This is a genomic window from Pectobacterium carotovorum, from assembly GCF_900129615.1.
Lineage (GTDB): Bacteria > Pseudomonadota > Gammaproteobacteria > Enterobacterales > Enterobacteriaceae > Pectobacterium > Pectobacterium carotovorum.
On sequence record NZ_FQWI01000001.1, the window covers coordinates 252,384 to 277,570 of the forward strand.

The following is a 25,187-nucleotide window of genomic DNA, read 5'->3' on the forward strand; positions in this document are numbered from 1 at the left end:
ATGCTGCTAAGAAAAACTGCGCTTAGCGAGCCAGCCAGCCACCATCAACGGCAATCGTGTAACCATTGATGTAGTCAGATGCGCTGGATGCCAGGAAGACGGACGGGCCCATCAGATCCTGTGGCAAACCCCAACGGCCAGCTGGGATACGATCCAGAATTTCTTTGCTGCGTTCTTCATCGGCGCGCAGTTGCTGGGTATTGTTGGTAGCCATATATCCCGGTGCAATTGCGTTGACGTTGATACCGTGTTTTGCCCACTCGTTCGCCATCAGACGGGTTACGCCCATAACAGCGCTTTTTGATGCGGTATAAGAAGGTACGCGGATACCACCCTGGAAGGACAGCATAGAAGCGATATTGATGATCTTACCGCCTTTACCTTGCTTGATGAACTGGCGAGCAACGGTCTGAGACATAAAGAAAACGCTCTTAATGTTCAGGTTCATTACGTCGTCCCAGTTTTTCTCACTGAAATCGATCGCATCTTCACGACGGATGATACCGGCGTTGTTAACCAGAATGTCAACGTGGCCAAATTCAGCAACGGCTTTCTCTACCAGCTCTGCATGACCAGAGACATTGCTCATGTCGGCAGTCAGGCTCAGGAAACGACGTCCCAGTGCGGTGACTTTTTCGATAGTGTCTTTCGGTTCAACGATGTTGACGCCGACGATATCACAACCTGCTTGTGCCAGACCGATAGCCATGCCTTGACCCAAACCCGTATCACAACCCGTGATCAGAGCAACTTTACCTTGCAAATCAAAAGAATTTAAAATCATATCTGTAATCTCTCTATAAGCGACAAAATACTTAGTCGTTAGCTGTTACTGTAGGGAACACCGGTAATTCCGGTTGAAAGCGATTAACGTAACTCGCTAACCTTGACGTGATCCATGTCACCGAAAACGTGATTCTCGCCAACCATGCCCCAGATAAAGGTGTAGCGTCTGGTGCCAACACCGGAATGCATCGACCAGATCGGTGTAATCACCGTCCGCTCGTTTTTTATGCGCTATGACGGGCTTCCTGCTGCTAACCCACCATGTGGAAAACTGCCGTTTCATTACTTACTGTTTCTGGTGAAAGCGCCGGGCGAAACAGATGATGTCGCGTGGCAGTGACAACGTCACCTGTTCCTCAACCTGCCCGGTTCTTTCTTGTTATGCGGGATGATAGTTTGGATGGGATGTGAATTCAATAAAAATGAAATAATGTTTTATTTATTTCTTGAGGGCCGTCATGGTTTTGCTTATTTTATGTTTCTTCTGGTACTGATGTGGCTAAAATGTCGCAATCCATAATCATACCCTCGTTGTCGTGCACGGTTTGTTGACGCAATCGAAGGTATGGGCAATAAAAGCGTTAGAGGAGAGATGACGATGAGAAGATACTTTATTGATGATGAAACGCCGTGGGAAGAGTTGGGCGGTGGCATTAAACGTAAAATCATGACCTGGAGCGATGAGCTGATGATGGTTTACGTGCACTTTGATAAAGGTGCGATTGGTACGCCGCACTTCCATGAGATTCACGATCAGATTGCTTATGTTGCCGCTGGCAGCTTTGAAGTCGTGATCGAAGGTGAGAAACGTATCCTGAAAACGGGTGATGCTTATCTGGCAGTGAAAAACGAGATGCACGGTGTGGTCTCGCTGGAAGACGGCAGCGTCCTGATCGATGCTTTCTCGCCTAAGCGAGCGGATTTCCTGTAATGCTTCAAAGCGTGGTCAGCCAGTAGACTGGCCACGCTTTCGTCATATCCCACGATGTCTGCTTTTCTCTTCTTTTACTTCTACTTCTTTATTCCTAATTCCTAGACTACATGTTCGGCGGTCAGATGATTAAGGGAATCCAGCTTATAGTCTGCCAGCGCCCAGCGAGCGTCATCGCGAAAGTCAGCCTGTGGAATAACGATTGAACGCATGCGTGCCGCTTTGGTTGCGATCATGCCGTTCACCGAATCTTCCAGCGTCACACAGTGTGTCGGAGGAATGCCGAGTCCGTTTGCGGCATTCAAATAGACCTCTGGATGAGGCTTGCTATACGGCAGTGTCTCGGCTGACATTAGGACATCAAAGTAGTGTTCCAGATTAAACATGCGCAGCACCTGCTGCTGCATGCGGAGCGGCGAAGCGGAAGCCAGCCCAATTTTGAGATTCTGTTCACGACACAGTTGCAGCGCATGTTCGACGCCGGGTAAGAGGGGGCGCTGTTCGGCAACGAGTTCAATCGCGCGATCGATAATACGGCGGACGACCTCGTCCCGGGTGGGTGTCCCCCAGGGAGAACGCTGATACCAGAGTTCGACCACCATATCGATGCGTAAACCCAAAGTATCTTTCATGGATTCTCGTAGTGAAATGTCTACGCCAAGCGAGGCGATAACCTCGAGTTCGGCCTTGTCCCACAGCGGTTCTGAATCAATCAGCAGCCCATCCATATCGAAAATCGCCGCTCGTATAGAAGAATCAAAGGACATACCACTGGCTCCGTCAGCAAAGGAAAAGAAAATTTACTGATAAACTATACCCTAATAAGTCGAGTTGCAGGGTACGACTCTGGCTATGCGGGAGATAAAGTGTTGACTGCGCGTAAAGTTACAGTAGGCTACCCGTCGTACTAAAACGATATATTACCGATGTTGCGTCGCTAAGAAGGGGTTCTCATGACGTATCAACAGGCTGGCCGAATTGCCGTCGTTAAACGCATTGCCGGATGGATCCTTTTTATTCCCGCGCTGCTTTCAACCTTCGTCTCGCTGGCTAATTATCTCTACGCTTATACCCAGAAAAAACAGGGCATTGATGCTGTTCTTCTGGATTTTGTGCACCTGATGGTCGACATGGTGCGCTTTAATACGCCTTTCCTGAATATTTTTTGGTACAACTCGCCGGTACCGGATTTTACGCGTTTTTTCAGTGGGGCGACGCTGATGTTTTGGCTGATCTACATCCTGATTTTTATTGGTCTGGCTTTACAGGTTTCGGGTGCCCGGATGTCTCGTCAGGCGAAGGCTATTAAGGAAGGCGTTGAAGATCAACTGATTCTGGAAAAGATGAAAGGTGATGGTGGGAACACGCGTGAGACGCTGGAATCACGTGTTATTGTTCCTGGACACACGATTTTTGTGCAATTCTTTCCGCTTTATATCCTGCCGGTGATTATCGCGGGTATTGGCTATCTGGTGTTACGTTTATTAGGGCTGCCAGTCTGATTAACGGTCTGGCGCAGCCGTTGCGCCAGACGCGGTATTCTTTTCACCTTAGATCAAGCATCTTATATCAGCGCAACCATTTCGCCTTAGATTAAAAGCTGCCTCTCAATGAGCTGTTGTGCTTCAACAATATGTTTGCCGCCGAAAAGATTGGCGCGGTTAAGCAGATAATAAATCTGGTAAATGGGCTGGCGATCGATAAAGCCTTTATCCAACGGCCACACGCTCTGGTAACCATCATAAATCTGTGGCGGCAGGGCCGGGTAGCGTGGCAGCATCGCTAAGTCACATTCTCTGTCTCCCCAATAGCAGGCTGGATCGAACAGATAAGCGCCATCCTGACTATTTGCACAGTTATCTGGCCATAAGTCACCGTGCAAGAGCGACGGCTGGGGCTGATGTCCTGCCAGACGTTCCTCAACGCGGGCGATTAGCGTTTCAATATGACCAAAATGCATCCCTTTTTCTGCCGCCAGCTGTAACTGCCAGCCAATACGCTGTTCGGCAAAAAAGGTCGCCCAGCGCCGCTGCCAACTGTTTGGCTGAGGCGTTGTTGAGAGGTCGTTATCGAAATCCAGTCCAAATTGTGGCTGATCGCTCCATTGATGCAGGCGTGCTAACTGTTCACCCAGGCACCAGGCGCTGTGCGCATCCAACGGTTTGACGGGCAGATATTGCAGAAGCAAGAAGCTGTGATCGCGTGAACTACCGACACCATAGACGGCGGGTACACGCACCGTATTGCTGCGGCTCAGCAAGTGAAGTTGATCGGCTTCAGCAGTGAATTTGGCCAGCATTTCACGACTATCGCATTTTACGAAAACGTCATGCTCGCCGTAGCGGACATACCAGGCTGGATGTATTTCACCGCCGGATAATTCGTGATGCTCCTGAATATCCGCAGTACCGTGATGCTCTTCCAAAAGTCGGCTGATAGCTTGCCACATAAGGTCATCCTCCCGTTGATGTTGCCCGATACGATGCTGTTCACTGGGGTGATTCGTTTACGGTAACCCATTGAGCACAATAAAAATGGAATCTATCGCACAGTGATAACCGATAGGCCGAGATAACGAGAAACAAGTATAGTCGGAATTAAAAATAGCGGAGTTAGGACGACGCTCAATCCGGTAGATAAGGCAATGAAATAGCGCATTAATGACGTAACCGACGGCTGCTTTCCGGTTACGTCATGCTAAAAGGCTGAGGGCGAAAGGATTACAACGCGTCGGTGATGGCCTGAGATGCCGCCTGACGACGTTGCTTAAGCTGGTGGTAAGTCAGCGCCAGCGTGAAGAACAGTGCCTGAACGATCACAATGCAAGGGCCGGTTGCGCCATCAATATAGAAACTGATCAGGGTGCCGGCAATACAGGAAATGACGGAAACCAGCGTGGCAACAAGCACCATGCGCTCGAAACGTTTACAGACCATGAAGGCAATAATGCCCGGTGCAATCAGCATCGCGATCACCAGAATAACGCCGACGGCCTGTAAGGATGCGACAATCGTCATCGCCAGCAGGCTCAGCAATCCGTAGTGCAGCAGCTTAACGGGCAGGCCGATAACGCGGGCATGATTGGGATCGAAGCAGTACAGCATGAAATCTCGGCGCTTTAACAAGATGATGGCCAGCGTCACCCCTGCAATCAGTAAGATTTGCGTCAGCTCTTGCTGAGTGATGCCCAGCACGTTACCAAACAGAATATGGTTCAGGTGCTGATCGGTATCGATACGCGCAAACATGACGAGCCCCAGCGCAAACATGCCGGAAAAGATGATCCCCATGACCGTGTCTTCTTTAACCCGGCTGTGTTCTTTTACGTATCCCGTCGCTACCGCACAAAAAATACCGGAAACGAAAGCCCCGATGACTAACGGAATCCCCAGTAAAAACGCGACAACGATACCGGGCAGAACGGCATGGGAAATGGCATCACCCATTAGCGACCAGCCTTTCAGCACCAGATAACACGACAGCACTGCACAGACCGTACCGGTGACGACGGCAGCGAGTAACGCACGCTGCATGAACGGGTAGGACAGGGGATCGATGAGCCAGCTAATGAGCGTCATAATGCATCTCCTGATTGATCGCGTAACCGCAGGCGGCGCGATGCCAATAACCCATGCTTGGGTGCAAAGACAAACGCCAACAGGAAGACGACGGTTTGCAACGTGACAATCACGCCGCCGGTTGCACCATCAAGGAAGAAGCTCAGGTAAGCCCCGACCGCGCTGGTGATCGCGCCCAGTGCAATAGAAATCACAACCAGACGACCAAAGCGATCGGTGAGCAGGTAAGCCGTGGCACCCGGCGTAATCACCATCGCGATCACCAAAATCGCACCGACGGTTTGCAACGCCGCGACCGTACAGGCACTCAGTAGCGTAAAGAACAGAATTTTCAGCTTCAGTGGAGAAAGGCCAATCGAACGGGCATGGTTCTCATCAAAGAACACGGCCAGCAGATCTTTCCACAGCAGGCAGAGAATCACGAACGTTACGCCGATGATGATTTCAACTTGCAGAATATCTTCATCGGCAATGCCCAAAATATTGCCAAAAATGATGGATTGCACGTTAACCGATGTCGGGTTGAGCGAAATAATCAGCAGGCCGACAGCGAAAAACGTTGAGAAAATAAAGCCGATAATTGCATCTTCACGCAATCGGGTAATGTGACGGATGAGCGTCATTGCCAGCGCGGCAAGCATGCCGGTAAAAAATGCACCCGCCGCGTAGGGCAGGCCCAGCGCATAGGCTCCTGCGACGCCGGGGACGACGGAGTGGGAAAGTGCATCGCCCATCAGCGACCAGCCTTTCAGCATCAGGTACGCCGAAAGAAAAGCACACACGCCGCCGACAATCGCGCTGACCCAGATCGCCTTGACCATGTAGTTATAGCTGAATGGCTGTAACAGGATATCGATCATCAGGGCTTTTTCTCCTCCGGTATAGCGCGTGATGCAGGAGGATCGCTCTTGGTCGACCCATAGAACACAGCCGGACGCTCATCGTCTGTTAACACCGTCACCGATCGGACATCGTCATCATCGTGAAGATGAGAGCCTCCGAGGTTGATGTGTCGCAGAACACCGCCGAACGTTTTCTCCAAATTGCTTTGGGTAAAGGTGCTGTGCGTCGGTCCTGCGGCTAAAACGGTGCGATTGACTAAAATAACGTTGTCGCAAAACTCAGGAACGCTGCCTAGGTTATGAGTCGCTACCAGAATCAAATGCCCTTCATCGCGCAAGGTGCGAAGCAGGTCGATAATGGCATTCTCCGTTTTAACGTCTACGCCGGTGAAAGGCTCATCCAGCAGCAACACGCTGCCTTGTTGAGCCAGCGCCCGCGCCAGAAAGACACGCTTTTTCTGTCCACCGGACAGTTCACCGATCTGGCGATGTTGCAGCGTCGATAGCCCGACGCGTTCCAGCGACTCCGCTACAATAGCGCGGTCCTGTTTACTGGGAATACGCAGGAAATTCATCCTCCCGTAGCGTCCCATCATGACCACGTCGGAAACCAGAACGGGGAAATTCCAGTCCACGTCTTCTGTTTGTGGAACATAAGCAACCAGATTCTGTTTCAGTGCCTGGTAGATCGGTTGCTGGTTGAGCAGTACCTGCCCTGAGGTTGGCTTGACCAACCCCATGATGCTTTTGAACAACGTCGATTTTCCACTGCCGTTTACGCCAACCAAGGCGCAAATCGTACCGCCAGTCAGGGAAAAAGAGGCATGGCGAATAGCCTGATGCCCGTTGCTGTAAGTAACCGAAACATCATTGACTTCTAATGACTGTGCGGCTCGATCACTACTCATTGATTAAATCCTTTAGCGATGGTTTCCACCGTCACTTTTAACAGGTCGATATAGGTCGGCACGGGGCCTTTTTCTGTAGACAGCGAATCAACATACAGCACGCCGCCATATTTCGCCCCCGTTTCTTTACTAACCTGTTTTGCCGGCTTATCGGAAACGGTGCTTTCGCTGAATACGACAGGGATCGCCTTCTCACGCACGGTATCAATAACTCGACGCACTTGCTGCGGTGAACCTTGCTCGTCGGCATTGATTGGCCAGAGGTAGACTTCATTGAACTGATAATCCTTTGCCAGATAGCTGAACGCCCCTTCACTGGTGACTAACCAGCGTTGCTGTTCTGGGATACGGGCAAGACGTTCACGCAGCGGCGCGTCGAGAGCCTTAATTTTTTCCGCATAAGCTTTGGCGTTACGATTATACGTTTCTGCATTCGCGGGATCGGCTTGCACCAGACCTTTACGGATATTTTCAATATAGATTAATGCATTGGAAGGCGACATCCAGGCATGCGGATTTGGGTTGCCATTATAGGCACCTTCGCGGATAGGAAGCGGCGTGATGCCTTCCGTCACCACAACGGCTGGCACATTTTTCACGTTCTCGAAAAAGCGCGTAAACCAACGTTCGAGATTCATGCCGTTCCACAGCACCAGCTGTGCAGACTGTGTTTTAACAATATCGCGTGGTGTCGGCTGATAATCATGAATCTCCGCACCGGGTTTGGTGATGGACTCAACCGTTGCTGCATCGCCTGCAATATTCTGTGCGATATCCTGAATGATGGTAAAGGTCGTGATGACTTTAAGCTTTTCAGCCGCCTGAGCGGAGGTGCTGGCTAAAAGCAGTAAAGCGCATGGCAGTGCCATACGGCGGAACAGAGCAGGTAAATGAGCGTGAAAGCCAATCATGCGGATATCCTTACAAACCGTGAAAGTGTTACTTGAGAATAATTATCAATATCATTTAAGTCAAGAGGCAGAGAAGGGCGGGGAGCGAATATTGGAAGGTGTCTCATGACACAAGAAATCACTGTTCGCAGGCACGTAGCACGCGCTTGCGCGGGTAAGGAACGCATCATGCTCCTTTGATAACAGAAATGTTGCTTTAATTTAATGAATCGTACTTAAGGTTACAACGAAAGTCTAACGGTAACGGTAGTGAACTGTCGCGCAACTATACATAGCTATACACATGGTGAAATTTACGCCAAAAGAAGAGAGAAATCTGATGCAGCCTTAAGAAAATACCGACGACTGCCGATAAACCATAAAGAATGTGAGAGATGCCTCTATTGGATACAAAAGGACTGTAAGTGATATGAGCACAAAATCAGAACGACGTTGGAAGTTGGCAAGTTTAGTTTTATTGACTTTTTTGGTGGCATTATTAGCGCTGCTGGTTCAAAGCAGTTAATTCCTAACGCGACGAAATGTTAGGTTATAAATAATTTCCATTATGTAATGTATTAATGCAACAGATACAGATAGCATAAAAATGACAATCGATTTTAAGCATTGATATAAGCGCGCCTGCAGTCGGGCGCGCTTTTTGTTAATGGTCAATATGCTTTCATAACAGAACGCCAATTATAGCTTTTTGTTATGATTGCCGATGCTGCTGTGCCAGAAATGCGACGGTTGTCGCGTATTTTTTTGCATAATAGAATCTGACGTGTGCTTATTGTGTCGTACCAGAAACCGCCTGTGAATATAGGTGTCAGCGAGCATTATCGTGTATTAATGAATCAAGGATGACGCGAATTTGTGCGGCATGTCCACGACTGATAAAAAAGCCCTTGCCATCGTTTACATAGTGTGTAATAACGCTTCTGGGTAAAACGAGGTACAGTTCTGTATATGAATGGCATTTTCAGTAAAGAAGACTTAAATACAACCTTTAGTGTTGCATGCTGCTTCTCTGCCGATCCTTATCTTAGTGCCTCAAGCAGTAACGACTTTGGTTTGTCTGTATAACGCCTTTTTGGCGGTTTAAACAATTAAAGGAAATATTTGAAATGGCAAAGATTAAAGGTCAGGTTAAGTGGTTCAACGAGTCTAAAGGCTTTGGTTTCATCACTCCTGCTGACGGCAGCAAAGATGTATTCGTACACTTCTCTGCAATTCAAGGCAACGGCTTCAAAACTCTGGCTGAAGGCCAGAACGTAGAATTCGAAATTCAGGATGGCCAGAAAGGTCCTTCTGCAGTAAACGTCACTGCGCTGTAATTTTACAGCTCTGTTGCAAAACCCGCCATGGTGCGGGTTTTTTGTTGTCTGCGTTTTATCTGGACCTGTGATGCAATGAAGACGTTGTTAATGAGGAAAATGTGCCGATGAGTTATCAGTGTCCGCTATGCCAGTTACCTCTGGAGCGACACCCGCGGCAATGGACGTGTGGTAAACATAGCTTTGACTGTGCGAAAGAAGGGTACGTCAACCTGTTGCCGGTACAGTTTAAACGTTCAAAACAGCCTGGCGATAGCGCTGAAATGATGCAGGCGCGGCGCAGCTTTCTGGAAGCGGGTCACTATCAACCGCTACGCGACGCCGTTGCGCAGCATGTTGATCGTATTGTGACGGATGACGCTGCGGCGCTGCTGGATATCGGCTGTGGCGAAGGGTATTACACTGCCGAGCTGGCTCAGCGTCTCACATCGCGCAGAACGATGACGATATACGGTCTGGATGTCTCCAAAGCGGCGATTCAGCGCGCGGCAAAACGGTATGATAACGTTGAGTTTTGCGTCGCCTCCAGCCAGCGGTTGCCTTTTCAGGACCAATCCCTTGATGCTGTGGTAAAAATTTATGCGCCGTGTAATGACGCGGAATTGCAGCGCACCGTTAAGGTTGGCGGTTGGGTGGTGACGGTATCGCCGGGGCCACGACACCTTTATAAACTGAAAGCGGAAGTCTACGATGAGGTGTTATTACACCCGAGCAAAGATGAAGTGCTCGCAGGCTTTCAGCTTATGGATCAGCAAACGCTCGCGTATCCGATGCAGTTATCTGGGAATGAAGCTGCGGCGCTATTGCAAATGACGCCCTTTGCCTGGCGAGCAACGCCAGACGTTAGCGAGCGACTGCAGGCGGCCACCGCGTTTAGTTGTGAAACGGACTTTATTATCCGCTTGCATCAGCGCATTGATGGCGGTGCGGTAGCGTAATCGAGAAGAATAAAAAACGGGCAGCGCGATAATCGGGCTGCCCGTTGATGTAAGTCGTGTTTTATCAGGCGGCGTAGCCGAGGTGTTCGTACAGGATATTGCAGCCAATACCAATCAGAACCAACCCGCCCATCACTTCTGCTTTTTTGCCGAGAATCGGACCGATATAGCGGCCAATCATCATTCCGAGCGTCACCATAATCATGGTGGCACAGCCTATTACCATCGCGGTATGGAAAATATTGACCTGAAGGAAGGCCAGACCAACGCCGATTGCCATGGCATCCAGGCTGGTGGCGACGGCGGTACAGATTAACAGCGCCAGACTATGATTTTTGACTTTTTCGCAGCGGCAGTCTGAAGAACCTTTGAGGCCTTCAACGATCATGCGACCACCCAGAATCAATAACAGCGTAAAGGCAACCCAGTGATCCCATTCGAGAATATATTGACTGGCAAAAAAACCGAGTGCCCAGCCGATGAGCGGGGTAATAGCTTCGATAACACCAAAGATGAGGCCAGTGCGAATGGCATCGCGGAAACGGGGATTATGCAGTACGGCACCTTTACCGATTGACGCGGCGAAGGCATCCATTGACATACCAAATGCTAGGATAAGTGTTGCTGACATATTCATTGTAAATAGCCTCGGCTGGACGATTAACCATATACACGCAGATCATCCCCAACCCGAATGACGATCTTACGTGTCTATGGTCTCGCCTGCCAATCACGCTTGGCCGCCCGCACCACGTCTATGCTCCGATGATAGGAGATAAAACGAGTATGTTGATACGAGCATTTCTGATGAATTATTGTGAATGTTAATTAATCAGAAATCGGCTACTCCCCAATGACGGCGCAACCTTACCATATTATTTATGGTGCAAACAACACTAAAAGTTTTACGTGTTAATAATGCAATTGATAATTATTTTCATTTGATTGCCGAAATAAAACAATCGTACAAAATAACGCCAAGGTTAATGGGGTTAAAATACCATCTAAAGAGAAGGTGTATAGCCGTGGTTATTTGAAATAATTAGTCAGATAAATTTACCTTATTGATTCTCAATCATAAATTTATATATTTTTTCTAAATCATCCAGCTGTGTAACCTGTATCAATAAACGGCGTTTCTCTAATTCGATGACTAATACACCATCCTCAGATAAGTTCATATTTTTAATTCTGGTATAAGGAATGAATATATTCGCATAAAAGAAACCGGTTGATTTAAAAACCAGTTTGGGACGACGAATATAAGCCAGATAGCACGCCATGAAGGCCAGCGAAATCAAAAGATAGGTGGTGATAATGGCACCGTTATTGATCACATTTTGATAAATAAGAATCCCCACTAAGCCGATGAAAATCAGCGTATCGAGCCGGTTAATCCGCTTCAGCGGGACGAGGAGCTGTGTTTTCCCTTTGAGTTTGTCCATGATGAACTCATCATAGATGGCATAAACCAATGCTAACGCAATCAACACAACCAGCGTGATATCTGTCATTGTCATCCGTATTACCTTTGTCCGTCATAAAAAATGGCCGGGCGTATTGGCACCCGGCCATTGAACATTACACGCCGAGCAGGCCGATCCAGTATCCAAAGATACCAATGGCGAAGAAGCCCATAATCAGCCACAACGCGTTTACCTTGCGCCGTAACAGCCACATACAGCCGAACGTCAGCAGTAGGGGAACAAGTCCTGGCATGAGCTGGTCAAGGATGGATTGCACGGTGGTTACTGTGGTTTCCCCGTTCTGGTTTGTTACCGTCGACACCACCATCGGTATGTTGACGTGAGTCCATTTATTGACCAATGCCCCCATGACGAATAAGCCGAGGATAGAAGCCGCTTCGGTCATTTTTTGCAGGAAACCGCCGCCCATATCGCTGACGATATCGATCCCCTTGCGGTAGCCGTAGGCGACGCCATAGTAACGCACCAGCAGGCGAACCAGGTTAAACAAGACGAAGAAGAGAACCGGCCCCAGCAGGCTGCCGCTCATGGCAATCCCTGCGCCTAGCGCAGCGAATACCGGGCGGGCGGTACCCCAGAATATCGGGTCGCCGACGCCAGCGAGTGGCCCCATCAGCCCGACTTTCAGACCGTTTATTGCCGCGTCATCTATAGGAGCACCGTTCGCACGTTGCTCTTCCATCGCCATCGTTACGCCGAGTATCGGAGCGGCAACAAAAGGCTGCGTATTAAAGAACTCCAGATGGCGCTTGATTGCTTGTTTACGCTCTTCTGAATTTTCAGGATAAAGACGGCGAATCACTGGCACCATGGAAAAACAGAAGCCGAGCGCCTGCATACGTTCAAAGTTCCAGGAGCCTTGAAACAGGTTGGAACGGATAAACACCGCGCGGATGTCGCTGTCAGTGAGTTTTTTAACATTCGTATTTTCGACCATTTTTCTCACTCCTGTTAATCCAGTTCGTTATCAAGGCTGTTATTGCCTGATGAAACAGGCTGGCCTTGAACCTTGTTATATTTCGGGCTGAGCTGGATATACAGCACCGCCATCACAATACCAATTACGCCCAGTGCCACCAGGTTAAACTCGGTGAACGCAGCGGTAACGAAGCCAAGATAGAAGAACGGCATCAGATAGCCCGCGCGCATCATGTTGATGACCATCGCGTAACCCACTACGACAATCATGCCCCCGGCGATATTCAGGCCGTTGGTCACCACTTCCGGGATGGAGTTCAGCAGCGCGTGAACAGCGTCGGTACCAACGGAAACGGCAACGATTACCGCAGGAATCGCGATACGCATTGCCTGTAGCAGTAGGGCAGAAACGTGAATCCAACTGATAGCCGTTAGATTACCGCGCTCTGCTGCGCTGTCTGCCGCATGCTGGAACGCAACGGTGATGGTACGAACAATGATGGTTAAGACTTGCCCAGCGGCAGCGAGCGGAATTGCCAGAGCAATCCCTGCGCCGATCCCCTGACCGCCGGCGATAACCAGAATGGTTGAGATAATGGACGCCAGCGCCGCATCCGGTGCTACGGCCGCACCGATGTTCATCCAGCCTAATGCGATCATTTCCAGCGTACCGCCGATAATGATCCCGGTTTTTAAATCACCTAATACAGCACCAATCAGCGTACAGGCGACGAGTGGACGGTGGAACTGGAATTCATCAAGAATCGAACCCATCCCCGAAACACACGCGACGAGAAATATCAGCACAATTTGAAGTGTGGTAATCTCCATCGTACTTCTCCTATAAAATGTGTCTGAGTAAAAATAAATCGCCATCCCGTTGATTTTCTATTTGAACATAAATACCTATCTTGAAAATCGCCAGGTCTATAAAGCTATTATTGATGGTGACATTAGCGTTAATACCCTTCGTAGCACGATAGGTATCAACGCGGCATTTTGTTAATCAAGTCCATCATTTTAATCCGGGAATCGGTTGATACTTTCCGAACCTCCAATTCAATACCGCGTTTATCTAGTTCACGGAACGCCGCAATATCCTTCTCATCGATAGAGACAGCATTATTGACCTGCGTTTTCCCCTGCTTGAATGCCATCCCGCCAATATTGACCGAGGTGATGTTTACGCCATTTTCGATCAGCGTTAATACATCCGTCGGATTGGTGAACAGCAGCATCACGCGGTCGGCGGCATATTTCGGGTTGTCATAAACACGAACGGCTTTTGCCACATCCACTACGTGCGCGGTAACGCCCGGCGGCGCAACCTGAGTCAGCAACGTTTTACGCACGTGATCGGCGGCGACTTCATCGCTGACAACAATAATGCGCGAAACATTGGTTTCTTTCGTCCAGCGGGTGGCGACCTGACCATGAATCAAGCGGTCGTCGATACGAGCCAGCCCAATCTTCATGTGTTCGCCGGGTCCTGCCGGTGTGGGGACTGCTTTTAGGGGCGGTGGAGGAGAAGGGGGGGCTACTTTGGCTTTTTCCTGATGCTTTAGCGCTTTTACGCCATCTCTGCCGGCTTCCAATGCAATAGAAACCAGATCGGAAAAGGACGGATTATCATCCCGAGCCATAAAGGTTTCCGCTAGCATGGGAATATTCACGCCGGCGATAACATCATGGTTTTCTTTGTCGGTGACGAGGCGGCTGGCTGCGTTGAATGGGCTGCCGCCCCAGGTATCAACGAGAAACAGCACGCCTTGTGATGTGTCTAACTGCGTGAGTTTTTCCTGATATTTTTCTATCAATGTTTCGGCGTTTTCTCCAGGAACGAAATCAATCCAGGCGACATTACTTTGCTCGCCAAGAATCATTTCTGCTGTCTTTAACAGCGGTCCCGCAGTGGCGCCGTGAGTGCATAACATGATTGCAATACTCACTTGCTACCTCCTCACGTTCACGATCAAAAAAGAGTCAATGTGTCAGGAAACCGGGTTAGCGTTTCGATAGTGAAAACGTTAACCGTTGCGGTATTAGTATGGCTGCAAGAAAAAATTTTACCGTGGATTCATGACATTCACTGTGTTCCTCCAGGTTGTCAGGCTAGAAATCGTGACTGACAGATTTATTTTACTTATCGAAAAAATAAATAGTGTGATGATGCTCTAATGCTGACCAGTTAAACCAAGGGCTAAAAGGGCGTGGAACGGGAAAATTTGGGCGCGTTATCAATACGAAACCGGCCGAAGAAATTCTTTGTGAAAATTGGTAACAACCTGTTAGAGTAAACGTCCCTTAAATTGCTTAGGAGCACCGGGCATCAGCCCTTCCCATGGACTGTCACCGACAAAACGTTCTCTGTTTCCCCGCTAATGCTGGCGGTTTTCTGTACTCAGCTGGTCACTCAGACCACATTCAGAATCTCTCTGATTCACACCAACTCTTTTTATTACCATTCAATGCGGCTCATGCATTGATGTCATCTGCTCGTTCATTTTCTGGAGTCTGACATGGAATTTTTGCTAGATCCTTCAATCTGGGCAGGCTTATTGACGCTGGTGGTACTTGAAATTGTTCTGGGTATCGACAATTTGGTGTTTATCGCCATTTTGGCGGATAAATTACCCCCCAAGCAGCGAGATAAAGCCCGCATTATCGGTTTAAGCCTGGCGCTGTTAATGCGTCTGGGGCTGTTGTCTTTGATTTCCTGGATGGTCACACTGACGCGTCCACTGTTTAGCCTTGGCGATTTCAGCTTCTCGGGTCGTGACCTGATTTTGCTGTTCGGCGGCGTGTTCCTCTTGTTCAAAGCCACGATGGAGCTACATGAACGGCTAGAGAATAAAACGCACGATGGCAACGGTAATCGCGCCCACGCCAGTTTCTGGGCCGTGGTGGCGCAGATCGTCGTGCTGGACGCCGTGTTCTCGCTGGATGCCGTGATTACTGCGGTGGGCATGGTCGATCACTTAGGCGTCATGATGACGGCGGTGATCATTGCAATGGGTGTCATGCTGATTGCTTCTAAGCCGTTGACCCGATTCGTCAACGAACATCCAACGGTGGTGGTCCTGTGTCTCAGCTTCTTGCTGATGATTGGTTTGAGCCTGATGGCGGAAGGTCTTGGCTTCCATATTCCGAAAGGTTATCTGTACGCGGCGATTGGCTTCTCTATCCTGATTGAAATGTTTAATCAGATTGCCCGTCATAACTTTATGAAGCATCAGTCGCACCGTCCTTTGCGTGAACGTACCGCAGAGGCCATTCTGCGCCTGATGGGCTCACGGAAAAACACGGACGACGTGGATGCGGATGAACCGCAAAAGAAACTCACAACCGAGGAATTCGCCGAAGAAGAGCGCAATATGATCAGCGGTGTGCTGACGTTAGCCTCGCGTTCGCTGCGCAGCGTGATGACGCCGCGTACTGAAATTTCCTGGGTGGATAGCGCAAGTTCTGTCGAACAGATCCGTATGCAGTTGCTGGACACGCCTCACAGCCTGTTCCCAATCTGTCGCGGCTCGCTAGATGAACTGATCGGTGTTGTCCGTGCGAAGGATCTGCTGGTGGCGCTGGAAACGCAGACCGATGTGGAAAGCTTTGCGGCGGCTAACCCACCGATCGTCGTGCCGGAAACGCTGGATGTGATTAACCTGCTGCCCGTTCTGCGTCGTGCGAAAGGTAGCCTGGTCATCATCGCCAACGAATTTGGTGTGGTGCAAGGATTGGTCACGCCGCTGGACGTGCTGGAAGCGATCGCGGGTGAATTCCCGGATGAAGACGAAACGCTGGATATCATTCCAGACGGCGAAGGCTGGCTGGTGAAAGGCGGAACGGATCTACACGCTCTGCAACAGGTAGTGGATAGCAGCGATCTGGTTGATCCGAAGGAGGAGTATGCTTCACTGGCCGGAATGCTGCTGGCAAACAGTGATGAGTTCCTGAAAGTCGGTGACACCATTGAATTGCACCGTCTGCGTTTCCATATCCTCGAAGTGTCCGAATACCGTATCGAGCTGGTACGAGTGGAACGCATTGTGGATGAGGAAGACGCAGAAGAAGCGTAATGAGATCTGCGTAAGTCGATTGCAAAATGAAGCCCCGCCAATTTGGCGGGGCTTTTTCATAGATGGAAATAAAAGCAGAAGCGGGGGTGATGACTCATCACTCTGCTTTCTAATTACAGAGTGTGTTAATCACACTGCACTTTAATCGCCAGCCCGCCCCGTGAGGTTTCGCGGTATTTGGCGTTCATGTCTTTACCCGTCTCGTACATGGTTTCAATCACCTTATCCAGCGAGACGCGTGCTTCGCTGGTGCGGCGGGTTGCCATGCGAGCGGCGTTAATCGCCTTAACGGAAGCAATTGCGTTACGCTCGATGCACGGGACCTGTACTTGGCCCGCAACTGGATCGCAGGTTAAGCCCAGATTATGTTCCATACCGATCTCGGCGGCGACGCAAACCTGTTCAGGGCTCGCGCCCATCAGCTCTGCCAATCCAGCGGCGGCCATGGAGCAGGCGACGCCCACTTCACCCTGACAGCCTACTTCAGCACCGGAGATGGAGGCGTTCATTTTGTACAGAATGCCAACCGCGCCCGCCGCGAGGAAATAACGAATATAAATGGTCGGGCTAACCGGCTCGATGAAGTGGTCGTAATAGGCTAGGACAGCGGGGACGATGCCGCATGCGCCGTTCGTTGGCGCGGTAACCACACGGCCACCTGCGGCGTTTTCTTCATTCACCGCCAGCGCGAACATATTGACCCAGTCCACTACGTTCATCGGGTCGTTGGACAGTTTATCGGAAGACACTAGCATACGGCGCAGCGCAGAGGCACGACGTGGTACGCGCAGTGGGCCTGGCAATACACCTTCGGTGTTCATGCCGCGATCGATACAGGCACGCATCGTCTGCCAGATATCGGCAAAGTAGGCGTCAATTTCCTGACGGCTGTGCAGCGCCAGCTCGTTACGCATCACCATCCCAGAAAGTGACAGGCCACTTTGTTTGCAGTGATCCAGCATCTCTTTGGCGGAATTGAACGTATAGGGAACGGATACATCCGTGGCGCTGTCTTTGCCAAAATTCTCTGCATCGACGATGAAACCGCCACCGATGGAGTAATAGGTTTTGCTATAAATTTCTTTATTGTTGGCAAAAGCGGTGATGGTCATGCCGTTTTCGTGCAGCGGCAGATTTTCACTGCGGAAAACCATACCGCCTTCGCGTGGGAAATCCACTTCATGCTGCCCGTTAGCCAGCAGCAGGCGTTCGCGTTGCTCAACATCGCGGATGAAGCCGGGAATGGCATCAATATCCACGGTATCCGGCATGTTGCCTGCCAGACCCATAATAATGGCGATATCTGTATGGTGGCCTTTACCCGTCAGCGACAGCGAGCCATACACATCGACGGCAATATGCGTGGTCGCGGTCAGTCGATCCAGGTTGATCAATTCATCGACAAATTGCTTACCGGCTTTCATCGGTCCAACCGTATGAGAGCTAGAGGGGCCAATACCGATCTTAAACATGTCGAAAACGCTTATCACGCGAAACTCCTTAAAGACTCAAGGTCGTATCCACTCTTTATTATCTGGTCGCCAGCATCTGGTTCCTTCATCACAATCAGATAATTATGCTGCGAATTATCTGATGATTTCGGTTCCAGCGAGACATGACCTGAATTTTAGTGGATATATACCCAAAGATTAGAATAAAACTCGTTAAATCGCGCTATTGTAGTGTGGAATATGTCGTGTGGCTTTCTTTTTCGCATGAAATAAACTTATGTCATCGCATAATTTAACTTATCCTAAATACGACCTAAGTCATTGTAAATGCTATGCCTGGATGCTTTTTGATCGCAAAGGCCGCTTTTAGAATAGGGATATTTAGTGAAGGAAAAGAAGTGGTGGGCTAAACGCCGCTGAACGCGGCATTGAGCTTAGGGCCTGTCGGAAATCTGTAAGGCGAGCTGGTGGATGATGGCGGCGGTTAGCCCCCAGACAAACTGCTGCTGGTACCAGGAAAGATAAACGCGATGGCGCTGCTGCTTGCGCTCGATATCCAGCGGGTAATAGCGCGTTAGCGCGAAGGCCTCATCCAGCGGCATTTCAAACAGTTCGGCGACTTCATCTTCATTGGGATGGAAGCGAGTCTGTGGGGCGATCAGCCCGACGACGGGTGTGACCTGAAAACCGCTGACGCTATCCAGAGGCGGTAATACGCCCAGTACCTGTACGTTTTCCGGTGGGATAGCCACTTCTTCCTGAGCTTCACGCAGCGCCGTTTCAATAATTGAACGATCTTCTTTATCCGCCGCCCCGCCGGGGAACGCCACTTGCCCGGCATGCTTACGCAGATCGGCAGAGCGTCGGGTCAATAGCAGCGTGGGCGTAGGGTGACAAATAATCGGCACCAAAACCGCGGCCTGACGCTGCTGGTGCACGGGTCGCAGCGATGGCGGAAGCTGTAACTGAAAGCGCGTAATAAAGTCATTCAACGCAAAAGCCGTTGGCGGCAAAGCGATCTCACTCATTGACTCAGTACCTGAATTGTCTGGGAACCATCCAGCAGGGGAAGTATACGGCCTACTTTATCAAACGTTTCCTGATATTCAGCCTGTTCCTGACTGTCGGCGACGATGCCGCCGCCCGCCCAGCAGTAGATTCTGCCGCGTTCGGTTAGTAACGTCCTGATGGTGATATTGGTGTCCATAGTGCCACACAGGCTGATATAGCCGACGCTGCCGCAGTAGGCATTGCGGCGCTGAGGCTCCAGCTCTTCAATAATCTGCATGGCGCGGATTTTGGGCGCGCCGGTAATCGAGCCGCCGGGGAAACAGGCGCGTAGCAGCGTGGTTGCAGGGCAATCTTCCGGTAGCTGTGCTTCAATCGTGCTGACCAGATGGTGCACTGCGGGGAAAGGCTCGACGACGAACAGCTCCGGCACGCGGACGCTGCCCGGCACCGCGACACGACCGATATCGTTACGCAGGAGATCGACAATCATCAGGTTTTCTGAGCGATCTTTCTCCGAATTAGCGAGCCGCACTGCCTGTTGTTTATCGGCATCCGGCTCTGCGAGGCGCGGCAGTGTGCCTTTAATCGGACGCGTTTGAATGCGGTGATTTTCCAGCCAGAGAAAACGCTCCGGCGATACGCTGATGACGGCATTTTCTGGCAAGCGCAGGAAAGCGGAAAAGGGCGCTTTATTGCCTGCTGACAGTCGTAAAAACGCCTGCCATTCATCACCGTCGTAAGCCGCGGAAAAGCGCTGCGCTAGATTGATCTGATAGCAATCGCCGGCCAGAAGATAGTCCTGTATTTTGCGGAATTTATCACCGTACTCTGCGCGTGACATATTCGGCTGCCAGGCGCTGGTGAGGCTGAAATCGGCTTTCGGGGTATCAATGGGCGGGGTCGCTAACCAGTCGAGTCGTACCTGAAGAGAATGATGTACGATCAGCGTTAACGTTTGTCGATGGTGGTCGGCAATCAGCGCCCAGTCGTATAGACCTATCGCCATATCCGGCAAATCAATATCTTGCCCAGCTTTTGCGGGCAGCGTTTCAATCTGACGCCCCAGATCATAGCCGAACAGGCCAAGTGCGCCCCCCTGAAAAGGGAAATCAGGATGTGTTTCCGCGGGCAACGCGAGTGAATCAAGCTGTTCTTGCAATAAGGTAAACGGATCTCCTTCTACGGTATTCGTGACGCCGTCACGTGTAATTTCCGTCTTGTCTCCGCGCGTGCAAAGCGTAACTCGCGGGTCAGCGACCATAATATCGAAGCGGTTGTGCGGATGATCGGCAAACCCGGAATGCAGCAACATCGCCCACGGCTGTTGGGAAAAAGGCGCAAAGCGTTCGAGCAGCACCGTCGGGTAGTAAGGCAGCGCGTGATAGATAACGGCGGAGCCCGTTGCGGTGGTTGAATCGCTTGCGTTAGGTACGTGAGTCGTATTGGCGGCAGTCATGTTTTTCGTGTTGTGTTCACTGTGTGGTTGTGTCGATAGCGTGTCGATTTTACTGACCACAGCGTACCACAAAGCGGAAATGCTGGTGTATGCCGAAGCGGGCGTGCGATGATACAGGCGAATTTATCAACCAGGAAACTATCATGATTGCAGGTATGCCCGCGCTGACGCACAAACAGCAACAAGATGCCGTAGAGCGTATTCAGGAACTAATGTCTGAGGGCATGAGCAGCGGCCAGGCGATAGCACAGGTTGCAGCGGAGATCCGTCAGAATCATCAAGGTGGCAACGTCGCAGTGATGTTTGACGAAGATGATGACGCGTTTAATGACAGTAATGACAGCGACGAAGAACACCATTTCGATGATGGTGAAGAGGAAGAAGAGCAATAACCACATTTCTTCCTCTTCAGATTATATAAGACGATAGCTATACCGCCGCGATCGCTTTGATTTCGACTTTGAATTGCGGATGCATCAATTTAGCCTGCACGGTGCAGCGTACAGGCGCGCTACCCGCCACGACCCAGGCATCCCACGCGGCGTTCATCGCAGCAAAATCATCCGCATCGGCGAGAAAAATCGTCACGTCTAACAGCTTGCTCTTATCCGTTCCCGCCTGTTGTAGGATCGCATCTAACGCGCCCAGCGCGTTTTCCGTTTGCGCCTGTGCGTCGTCATCCAGATTTTCCGGTACGCTGGTGTAATAGATCGTGTTGTTGTGGATGACGGCGTCTGACCAACGTGCTTCAGGATTAATTCGTGTGATCGCCATGAGGTGGGGGTTCTCCATGTGGGGATAATTAAAATAGTGACATCAATCAATACCAGCCGCCAAGCCTAACACAGCATGTTCCGGCACGCTTTCCTGATTTAGGGTGGTAGCGTCGGGTGACTCTTGGCATAATCAGCGCGATATTTTGCCACGGCCTGAAACGGTCAGGGGCTTACGGATACAGCATTCCCTTGAAAAAGAGAGCAGGCGTGACGAACGATCGTGTAATTGATGATTTTGCTAATGACGGCGCGCTGGCGAAAGCGATCACGGGCTTCAAGCCTCGTGAGCCACAGCGACAGATGGCGCAGGCCGTCATGCGGGCTATCGACGATAAAACGGCGCTGGTGGTGGAAGCGGGGACCGGAACCGGTAAAACCTATGCCTACCTTGCGCCCGCCTTGCGTTCAGATAAAAAAGTCATCATTTCGACCGGTTCGAAAGCGCTACAGGATCAGCTCTATAGCCGCGATTTACCGACGATCGCGCAGGCGCTGAAGTACAAAGGCAAATTAGCGCTGCTGAAAGGTCGCTCGAACTACCTCTGTCTGGAACGACTTGAACAGCAATCGCTGGGCGGCGGTGATTTACCCGGCGAAACGCTGAGCGAACTGGTCCGGCTGCGCGGCTGGTCGTCGGAAACGACGGAAGGCGATGTCACGACCTGTTCAGGCGTGGCAGAAGACAGCGCGATCTGGCCGTTAGTGACCAGCACCAACGATAACTGTCTGGGCAGCGACTGCCCGCACTATAAAGAATGCTTCGTGGTGAAAGCACGGCGTAAAGCGATGGATGCCGACATCGTGGTGGTCAACCATCATCTCTATCTGGCCGATATGGTCGTGAAGGAGAGCGGTTTTGCGGAGCTGATCCCAGAAAGTGACGTCGTCATTTTCGATGAAGCCCATCAGATTCCCGATATCGCCAGCCAATATTTCGGCCAGCAGCTTTCCAGCCGCCAACTGCTTGATCTGGCGAAAGACATCATCATTGCTTACCGCACCGAAGTGCGCGATGCCTCTCAACTGCAAAAAAGTGCCGATCGCCTGACGCAAAGTACGCAGGATTTTCGGCTGGCGCTGGGCGATCCAGGGTTTCGCGGTAATCTGCGCGATGTGCTCGAACAGCCTTCGCTTCAGCGTGCGCTGGTGTTGCTGGATGATGCGCTGGAGCTGTGTTACGACGTCGCGAAACTGTCGCTCGGGCGTTCAGCGCTGCTGGATGCTGCCTTTGAGCGCGCCACGCTTTATCGCAACCGCCTGAAACGGTTGAAAGACGTGCAGCTACCGGGTTACAGCTACTGGTACGAATGTAATTCACGCCATTTCGTGTTGGCGCTGACGCCGTTGTCCGTCTCCGATCGCTTTCGTGAATTAATAAAAGAGAAACCTGCTGCTTGGGTGTTTACCTCCGCGACCCTGTCGGTTAACGACCAACTCTTCCACTTCACCGATAGGCTGGGGCTGGATAACGCGAACACGCTCCTATTACCCAGCCCGTTTGATTATGCCAATCAGGCGCTGCTCTGCGTTCCCCGTAATTTGCCGGAAACCAATCGCCCCGGTGCGGCAAAAAGGCTGGCGACGATGCTGCGGCCGTTGATTGAAGCGAATCAGGGGCGCTGCTTTATGCTGTGTACCTCGCATCAGATGATGCGCGATTTGGCGGCCGAGTTCCGCGCCACGCTGACGCTGCCGGTGCTGTTGCAGGGAGAAACCGGCAAGGCGCAACTGCTGTCGCAGTTTGTGTCGGCGGGTAATGCCTTGCTGGTGGCGACCAGCAGCTTCTGGGAAGGTGTAGATGTGCGCGGCGATACGCTCTCCTGCGTCATTATCGATAAACTGCCGTTTACTTCGCCGGACGATCCGCTGCTGAAGGCGCGTATTGAAGACTGCCGCCTGCGCGGCGGCGAGCCTTTCGACGATGTGCAGGTTCCCGATGCGGTGATTACCCTGAAGCAAGGCGTGGGTCGCCTCATCCGTGATGTTGAGGATCGCGGTGTGATTGTGATTTGCGATAATCGACTAGTGATGCGCCCGTACGGTGCCGTGTTCCTTAACAGCCTGCCGCCGACGCCGCGTACCCGCGATATTGGGCAGGCGATTAATTTCCTGACGCGTAACACATAATTCCCAACTGGCGATTGCCGCATGGCCTGACCGATGGTGGCAAGGGCTGCGGCACGACAGGGGCTTATGCTATGATACGGGTTGTTAAGATTTATTTATCCTGCCTGAGGTTGGCATGTCTACGCGAATTCTAGCGCTTGATACCGCAACGGAAGCCTGTTCCGTCGCACTCTGGAATGAAGGTGAAATTCACTCTCTGTTCGAAATTTGTCCCCGTGAACACACACAACGTATTCTGCCGATGGTTCAGCAGGTGCTGGCCGACAGCGGCCTGACGCTCAAGGATCTTGATGCGCTGGCCTTTGGTCAGGGGCCGGGAAGTTTTACCGGCGTGCGGATTGGTATCGGCATTGCCCAAGGGCTGGCGCTGGGAGCGGATTTACCGATGCTCGGCGTATCGTCACTGGCGACGATGGCGCAGGGCGCTTTCCGTCTCACGGAGGCAACGCAGGTGCTGGCGGCCATTGATGCGCGGATGGGAGAAGTGTACTGGGGCTGCTATCAGCGTGATGCTGACGGTAGCTGGCAGGGCGAGTCCGAGGAAGCTGTATTGAAACCTGAACAGGTGCAGGCGTTAACTGCCGCGCTGTCAGGCGAATGGGCCACGGTAGGCACCGGATGGGAAGCCTATCCTGAACTGGTCAGTCATTCTTCGTTGGTGTTAGCGAAGGGCGACGTGCTGTTGCCGCAGGCGCAGGACATGTTGCCTCTGGCCTGTCAGCTATGGCAGGCAGGAAAAGCGGTCAGCGTTGAGAATGCGCAACCGCGCTACCTGCGCAATGAAGTGACCTGGAAAAAGTTGCCCGGACGCGACTAGTCAGAATAGGCATTCTGCGCGAACTATACCTGTCATAAACAGCAACTTATTCGATGCTGAGCAGTCTAACTACCAGATATCTGAAGAAGGGGTTGTGCCATGTTTGTACAGATAGAAAGCGTACAGATGAAGCGTGTGCATCTGAATCAGAAAAAAGCACGTCTCGGTATGGTGGTTGCGACAGTGCTGCTGCTTTCAGGCTGCGTCACGGTGCCGGATGCCATTAAAGGCACCTCACCAACGCCGCAGGACGATTTGGTGCGTGTGATGAATGCGCCGCAGATTTATGTCGGTCAGGAATCACGCTTCGGTGGGCGAGTGGTCAGCATCCGCAATGAAGCGAATAAAACGCGTCTGGAAATTGCCAGTATGCCGCTGGATAGCGGCGCGAAACCGCGGTTGGATATGCCGTCAGAAGGGCGCTTTATTGCCTATGTAAATCGCTTTCTTGAACCTGTCGATTTTAAAGACCAACTGGTCACCGTTGTCGGGCCGATTGTCGGCACCGAACAGGGCGCTATTGGTGATAAACCCTATCGCTACGTCGTGATCGATGCGCAGGGCTACAAGCGTTGGAATGTTGTGCAGCGTCTGATAACACCACCCGGCGGCTATGGCTATGGCCCGTGGGGATGGCGAGCGGGTTACGGCTATGGTTGGGGGCCTGGATGGGGATTTGACGGCGGTTGGCCTGGTCCGGCACGGATTGAGAATGTCGTGACAGAATAAGAATGTACCCAGTAGGCTATTGAGATCAGGCGACGCAGGTTGCCTGATTTTTTTTGAATAAAGAATAAATTAGTGATCGATCTCGCAACCTTAACATTGTTTGTTAGCTAACTGGTAGGCTGAGTTAAA

Annotated in this window: 26 protein-coding genes and 1 pseudogene; 10 read left to right on the forward strand and 17 right to left on the reverse strand. The window is 51.1% G+C overall.

The genetic code is table 11. The annotated features are described in order from the left end of the window. Positions 1-22 precede the first annotated feature (22 nt). Together kduD and BUB06_RS01105 are read right to left on the reverse strand one after the other, a co-directional pair. Positions 23-784, reverse strand: a complete 762-nt coding sequence (gene kduD, locus BUB06_RS01100) for a 2-dehydro-3-deoxy-D-gluconate 5-dehydrogenase KduD (protein ID WP_010299965.1) — start codon at positions 782-784, stop codon at positions 23-25. Positions 785-867: 83 nt separating this feature from the next. Beyond that, positions 868-1,076, reverse strand: a pseudogene (locus BUB06_RS01105) (5-dehydro-4-deoxy-D-glucuronate isomerase); the annotation flags it as partial. A gap of 308 nt (positions 1,077-1,384) precedes the next feature. Here BUB06_RS01105 and BUB06_RS01110 point away from each other — a divergent pair. Further along, positions 1,385-1,717 (forward strand): cupin domain-containing protein, encoded by a 333-nt coding sequence (locus BUB06_RS01110; RefSeq protein WP_010275594.1) that lies wholly within the window; start codon positions 1,385-1,387, stop codon positions 1,715-1,717. 101 nt (positions 1,718-1,818) lie between these two features. On the opposite strand, the gene hxpB is transcribed toward BUB06_RS01110, so the two are convergent. Further along, positions 1,819-2,484 carry a hexitol phosphatase HxpB gene (hxpB, locus tag BUB06_RS01115; RefSeq protein ID WP_039472934.1) on the reverse strand — a complete coding sequence of 222 codons (666 nt, stop codon included), beginning with the start codon at positions 2,482-2,484 and terminating at the stop codon, positions 1,819-1,821. Between the two features lie 186 nt (positions 2,485-2,670). Here hxpB and BUB06_RS01120 point away from each other — a divergent pair, with 186 nt between their 5' ends. Continuing rightward, positions 2,671-3,219 (forward strand): YniB family protein, encoded by a 549-nt coding sequence (locus tag BUB06_RS01120; RefSeq protein ID WP_039472937.1) that lies wholly within the window; start codon positions 2,671-2,673, stop codon positions 3,217-3,219. Positions 3,220-3,305: 86 nt separating this feature from the next. Here the strand turns inward: BUB06_RS01120 and BUB06_RS01125 are convergent, their stop codons facing one another. From BUB06_RS01125 to BUB06_RS01145, 5 genes are all read right to left on the reverse strand, one after another. After that, entirely contained in the window at positions 3,306-4,166 is an 861-nt protein-coding gene (locus tag BUB06_RS01125) for a fructosamine kinase family protein (RefSeq protein ID WP_039472940.1), read from the reverse strand. Positions 4,167-4,437: 271 nt separating this feature from the next. Then, positions 4,438-5,295 carry a metal ABC transporter permease gene (locus BUB06_RS01130; RefSeq protein WP_039472943.1) on the reverse strand — a complete coding sequence of 286 codons (858 nt, stop codon included), beginning with the start codon at positions 5,293-5,295 and terminating at the stop codon, positions 4,438-4,440. Continuing rightward, positions 5,292-6,155, reverse strand: a complete 864-nt coding sequence (locus tag BUB06_RS01135) for a metal ABC transporter permease (RefSeq protein ID WP_010275570.1) — start codon at positions 6,153-6,155, stop codon at positions 5,292-5,294. Before BUB06_RS01135 ends, BUB06_RS01130 begins: the two co-directional genes overlap by 4 nt. Then, positions 6,155-7,045 (reverse strand): manganese/iron ABC transporter ATP-binding protein, encoded by an 891-nt coding sequence (locus BUB06_RS01140; RefSeq protein ID WP_010299951.1) that lies wholly within the window; start codon positions 7,043-7,045, stop codon positions 6,155-6,157. The genes BUB06_RS01135 and BUB06_RS01140 overlap by 1 nt, the downstream gene beginning before the upstream one ends. Next, positions 7,042-7,956 (reverse strand): metal ABC transporter substrate-binding protein, encoded by a 915-nt coding sequence (locus BUB06_RS01145; RefSeq protein WP_010299949.1) that lies wholly within the window; start codon positions 7,954-7,956, stop codon positions 7,042-7,044. Before BUB06_RS01145 ends, BUB06_RS01140 begins: the two co-directional genes overlap by 4 nt. A 948-nt stretch (positions 7,957-8,904) precedes the next feature. Here BUB06_RS01145 and BUB06_RS21845 point away from each other — a divergent pair. From BUB06_RS21845 to rlmA, 3 genes are all read left to right on the forward strand, one after another. Beyond that, complete coding sequence (locus BUB06_RS21845) at positions 8,905-9,021, forward strand: DUF2627 domain-containing protein (RefSeq protein ID WP_117588407.1); 117 nt, start codon at positions 8,905-8,907, stop codon at positions 9,019-9,021. A gap of 41 nt (positions 9,022-9,062) precedes the next feature. Next, complete coding sequence (cspE, locus tag BUB06_RS01150; protein ID WP_005968829.1) at positions 9,063-9,272, forward strand: transcription antiterminator/RNA stability regulator CspE; 210 nt, start codon at positions 9,063-9,065, stop codon at positions 9,270-9,272. Between the two features lie 107 nt (positions 9,273-9,379). Continuing rightward, positions 9,380-10,210, forward strand: a complete 831-nt coding sequence (gene rlmA / locus BUB06_RS01155; protein WP_039472946.1) for a 23S rRNA (guanine(745)-N(1))-methyltransferase — start codon at positions 9,380-9,382, stop codon at positions 10,208-10,210. A gap of 64 nt (positions 10,211-10,274) precedes the next feature. Here rlmA and mntP read toward each other — a convergent pair whose 3' ends face one another. The 5 genes from mntP to manX all read right to left on the reverse strand — a co-directional run bounded on the left by mntP (position 10,275) and on the right by manX (position 14,564). Further along, complete coding sequence (gene mntP, locus BUB06_RS01160; protein ID WP_010275549.1) at positions 10,275-10,847, reverse strand: manganese efflux pump MntP; 573 nt, start codon at positions 10,845-10,847, stop codon at positions 10,275-10,277. Between the two features lie 424 nt (positions 10,848-11,271). Then, positions 11,272-11,730, reverse strand: coding sequence for a DUF986 family protein (locus BUB06_RS01165; protein ID WP_010299945.1), 459 nt, complete (start codon positions 11,728-11,730; stop codon positions 11,272-11,274). 61 nt (positions 11,731-11,791) lie between these two features. Then, positions 11,792-12,634 (reverse strand): PTS mannose transporter subunit IID, encoded by an 843-nt coding sequence (locus tag BUB06_RS01170; protein ID WP_010299943.1) that lies wholly within the window; start codon positions 12,632-12,634, stop codon positions 11,792-11,794. Between the two features lie 14 nt (positions 12,635-12,648). Next, complete coding sequence (locus BUB06_RS01175) at positions 12,649-13,446, reverse strand: PTS mannose/fructose/sorbose transporter subunit IIC (protein ID WP_039472949.1); 798 nt, start codon at positions 13,444-13,446, stop codon at positions 12,649-12,651. Between the two features lie 155 nt (positions 13,447-13,601). Then, on the reverse strand, positions 13,602-14,564 hold the full coding sequence (gene manX / locus BUB06_RS01180; RefSeq protein WP_039472950.1) for a PTS mannose transporter subunit IIAB: 963 nt from the start codon (positions 14,562-14,564) through the stop codon (positions 13,602-13,604). Positions 14,565-15,134: 570 nt separating this feature from the next. Here manX and BUB06_RS01185 point away from each other — a divergent pair. After that, positions 15,135-16,691: a TerC family protein gene (locus tag BUB06_RS01185; protein ID WP_010299936.1), complete on the forward strand. Its 1,557-nt coding sequence runs from the start codon at positions 15,135-15,137 to the stop codon at positions 16,689-16,691. A gap of 125 nt (positions 16,692-16,816) precedes the next feature. On the opposite strand, the gene BUB06_RS01190 is transcribed toward BUB06_RS01185, so the two are convergent. From BUB06_RS01190 to pabB, 3 genes are all read right to left on the reverse strand, one after another. Then, entirely contained in the window at positions 16,817-18,181 is a 1,365-nt protein-coding gene (locus tag BUB06_RS01190; protein WP_039472952.1) for an L-serine ammonia-lyase, read from the reverse strand. Between the two features lie 395 nt (positions 18,182-18,576). Next, positions 18,577-19,170, reverse strand: a complete 594-nt coding sequence (locus BUB06_RS01195) for a CoA pyrophosphatase (protein WP_039472954.1) — start codon at positions 19,168-19,170, stop codon at positions 18,577-18,579. Beyond that, the gene (gene pabB / locus BUB06_RS01200; RefSeq protein WP_039472956.1) at positions 19,167-20,609 is read right to left on the reverse strand and encodes an aminodeoxychorismate synthase component 1; all 1,443 of its coding nucleotides are present in this window, start codon (positions 20,607-20,609) and stop codon (positions 19,167-19,169) included. Before pabB ends, BUB06_RS01195 begins: the two co-directional genes overlap by 4 nt. A 143-nt stretch (positions 20,610-20,752) precedes the next feature. On the opposite strand from pabB, the gene BUB06_RS01205 reads away from it, so the two are divergent. After that, on the forward strand, positions 20,753-21,001 hold the full coding sequence (locus BUB06_RS01205) for a YoaH family protein (RefSeq protein ID WP_039473351.1): 249 nt from the start codon (positions 20,753-20,755) through the stop codon (positions 20,999-21,001). A gap of 37 nt (positions 21,002-21,038) precedes the next feature. On the opposite strand, the gene BUB06_RS01210 is transcribed toward BUB06_RS01205, so the two are convergent. Continuing rightward, entirely contained in the window at positions 21,039-21,383 is a 345-nt protein-coding gene (locus BUB06_RS01210) for a RidA family protein (RefSeq protein WP_010299926.1), read from the reverse strand. A 209-nt stretch (positions 21,384-21,592) separates the two neighbouring features. Between BUB06_RS01210 and BUB06_RS01215 the strand changes: the two genes are divergently transcribed. The 3 genes from BUB06_RS01215 to BUB06_RS01225 all read left to right on the forward strand — a co-directional run bounded on the left by BUB06_RS01215 (position 21,593) and on the right by BUB06_RS01225 (position 25,058). Continuing rightward, the gene (locus BUB06_RS01215; RefSeq protein WP_039472957.1) at positions 21,593-23,512 is read left to right on the forward strand and encodes a DNA repair helicase YoaA; all 1,920 of its coding nucleotides are present in this window, start codon (positions 21,593-21,595) and stop codon (positions 23,510-23,512) included. A gap of 115 nt (positions 23,513-23,627) precedes the next feature. Further along, entirely contained in the window at positions 23,628-24,329 is a 702-nt protein-coding gene (tsaB, locus tag BUB06_RS01220) for a tRNA (adenosine(37)-N6)-threonylcarbamoyltransferase complex dimerization subunit type 1 TsaB (protein ID WP_039472959.1), read from the forward strand. A 99-nt stretch (positions 24,330-24,428) separates the two neighbouring features. Further along, the gene (locus BUB06_RS01225) at positions 24,429-25,058 is read left to right on the forward strand and encodes a Slp family lipoprotein (RefSeq protein WP_039472961.1); all 630 of its coding nucleotides are present in this window, start codon (positions 24,429-24,431) and stop codon (positions 25,056-25,058) included. The last annotated feature ends 129 nt before the right edge of the window (positions 25,059-25,187 follow it).

Bases quoted from the DNA above. Each gene is read 5' to 3' on its own strand.
- BUB06_RS01145 (WP_010299949.1), bottom strand. From the start codon at position 7,956: ATGATTGGCTTTCACGCTCATTTACCTGCTCTGTTCCGCCGTATGGCA.
- BUB06_RS01175 (WP_039472949.1), bottom strand. From the start codon at position 13,446: ATGGAGATTACCACACTTCAAATTGTGCTGATATTTCTCGTCGCGTGT.
- BUB06_RS01205 (WP_039473351.1), top strand. From the start codon at position 20,753: ATGATTGCAGGTATGCCCGCGCTGACGCACAAACAGCAACAAGATGCC.
- BUB06_RS01110 (WP_010275594.1), top strand. From the start codon at position 1,385: ATGAGAAGATACTTTATTGATGATGAAACGCCGTGGGAAGAGTTGGGC.
- BUB06_RS01135 (WP_010275570.1), bottom strand. From the start codon at position 6,155: ATGATCGATATCCTGTTACAGCCATTCAGCTATAACTACATGGTCAAG.
- tsaB (WP_039472959.1), top strand. From the start codon at position 23,628: ATGTCTACGCGAATTCTAGCGCTTGATACCGCAACGGAAGCCTGTTCC.
- cspE (WP_005968829.1), top strand. From the start codon at position 9,063: ATGGCAAAGATTAAAGGTCAGGTTAAGTGGTTCAACGAGTCTAAAGGC.
- hxpB (WP_039472934.1), bottom strand. From the start codon at position 2,484: ATGTCCTTTGATTCTTCTATACGAGCGGCGATTTTCGATATGGATGGG.
- BUB06_RS01125 (WP_039472940.1), bottom strand. From the start codon at position 4,166: ATGTGGCAAGCTATCAGCCGACTTTTGGAAGAGCATCACGGTACTGCG.
- mntP (WP_010275549.1), bottom strand. From the start codon at position 10,847: ATGAATATGTCAGCAACACTTATCCTAGCATTTGGTATGTCAATGGAT.
- pabB (WP_039472956.1), bottom strand. From the start codon at position 20,609: ATGACTGCCGCCAATACGACTCACGTACCTAACGCAAGCGATTCAACC.
- BUB06_RS01165 (WP_010299945.1), bottom strand. From the start codon at position 11,730: ATGACAATGACAGATATCACGCTGGTTGTGTTGATTGCGTTAGCATTG.
- BUB06_RS01130 (WP_039472943.1), bottom strand. From the start codon at position 5,295: ATGACGCTCATTAGCTGGCTCATCGATCCCCTGTCCTACCCGTTCATG.
- BUB06_RS01170 (WP_010299943.1), bottom strand. From the start codon at position 12,634: ATGGTCGAAAATACGAATGTTAAAAAACTCACTGACAGCGACATCCGC.
- BUB06_RS01185 (WP_010299936.1), top strand. From the start codon at position 15,135: ATGGAATTTTTGCTAGATCCTTCAATCTGGGCAGGCTTATTGACGCTG.
- BUB06_RS01210 (WP_010299926.1), bottom strand. From the start codon at position 21,383: ATGGCGATCACACGAATTAATCCTGAAGCACGTTGGTCAGACGCCGTC.
- BUB06_RS01140 (WP_010299951.1), bottom strand. From the start codon at position 7,045: ATGAGTAGTGATCGAGCCGCACAGTCATTAGAAGTCAATGATGTTTCG.
- rlmA (WP_039472946.1), top strand. From the start codon at position 9,380: ATGAGTTATCAGTGTCCGCTATGCCAGTTACCTCTGGAGCGACACCCG.
- kduD (WP_010299965.1), bottom strand. From the start codon at position 784: ATGATTTTAAATTCTTTTGATTTGCAAGGTAAAGTTGCTCTGATCACG.
- BUB06_RS01195 (WP_039472954.1), bottom strand. From the start codon at position 19,170: ATGAGTGAGATCGCTTTGCCGCCAACGGCTTTTGCGTTGAATGACTTT.
- BUB06_RS21845 (WP_117588407.1), top strand. From the start codon at position 8,905: ATGAATGGCATTTTCAGTAAAGAAGACTTAAATACAACCTTTAGTGTT.
- BUB06_RS01225 (WP_039472961.1), top strand. From the start codon at position 24,429: ATGTTTGTACAGATAGAAAGCGTACAGATGAAGCGTGTGCATCTGAAT.
- BUB06_RS01120 (WP_039472937.1), top strand. From the start codon at position 2,671: ATGACGTATCAACAGGCTGGCCGAATTGCCGTCGTTAAACGCATTGCC.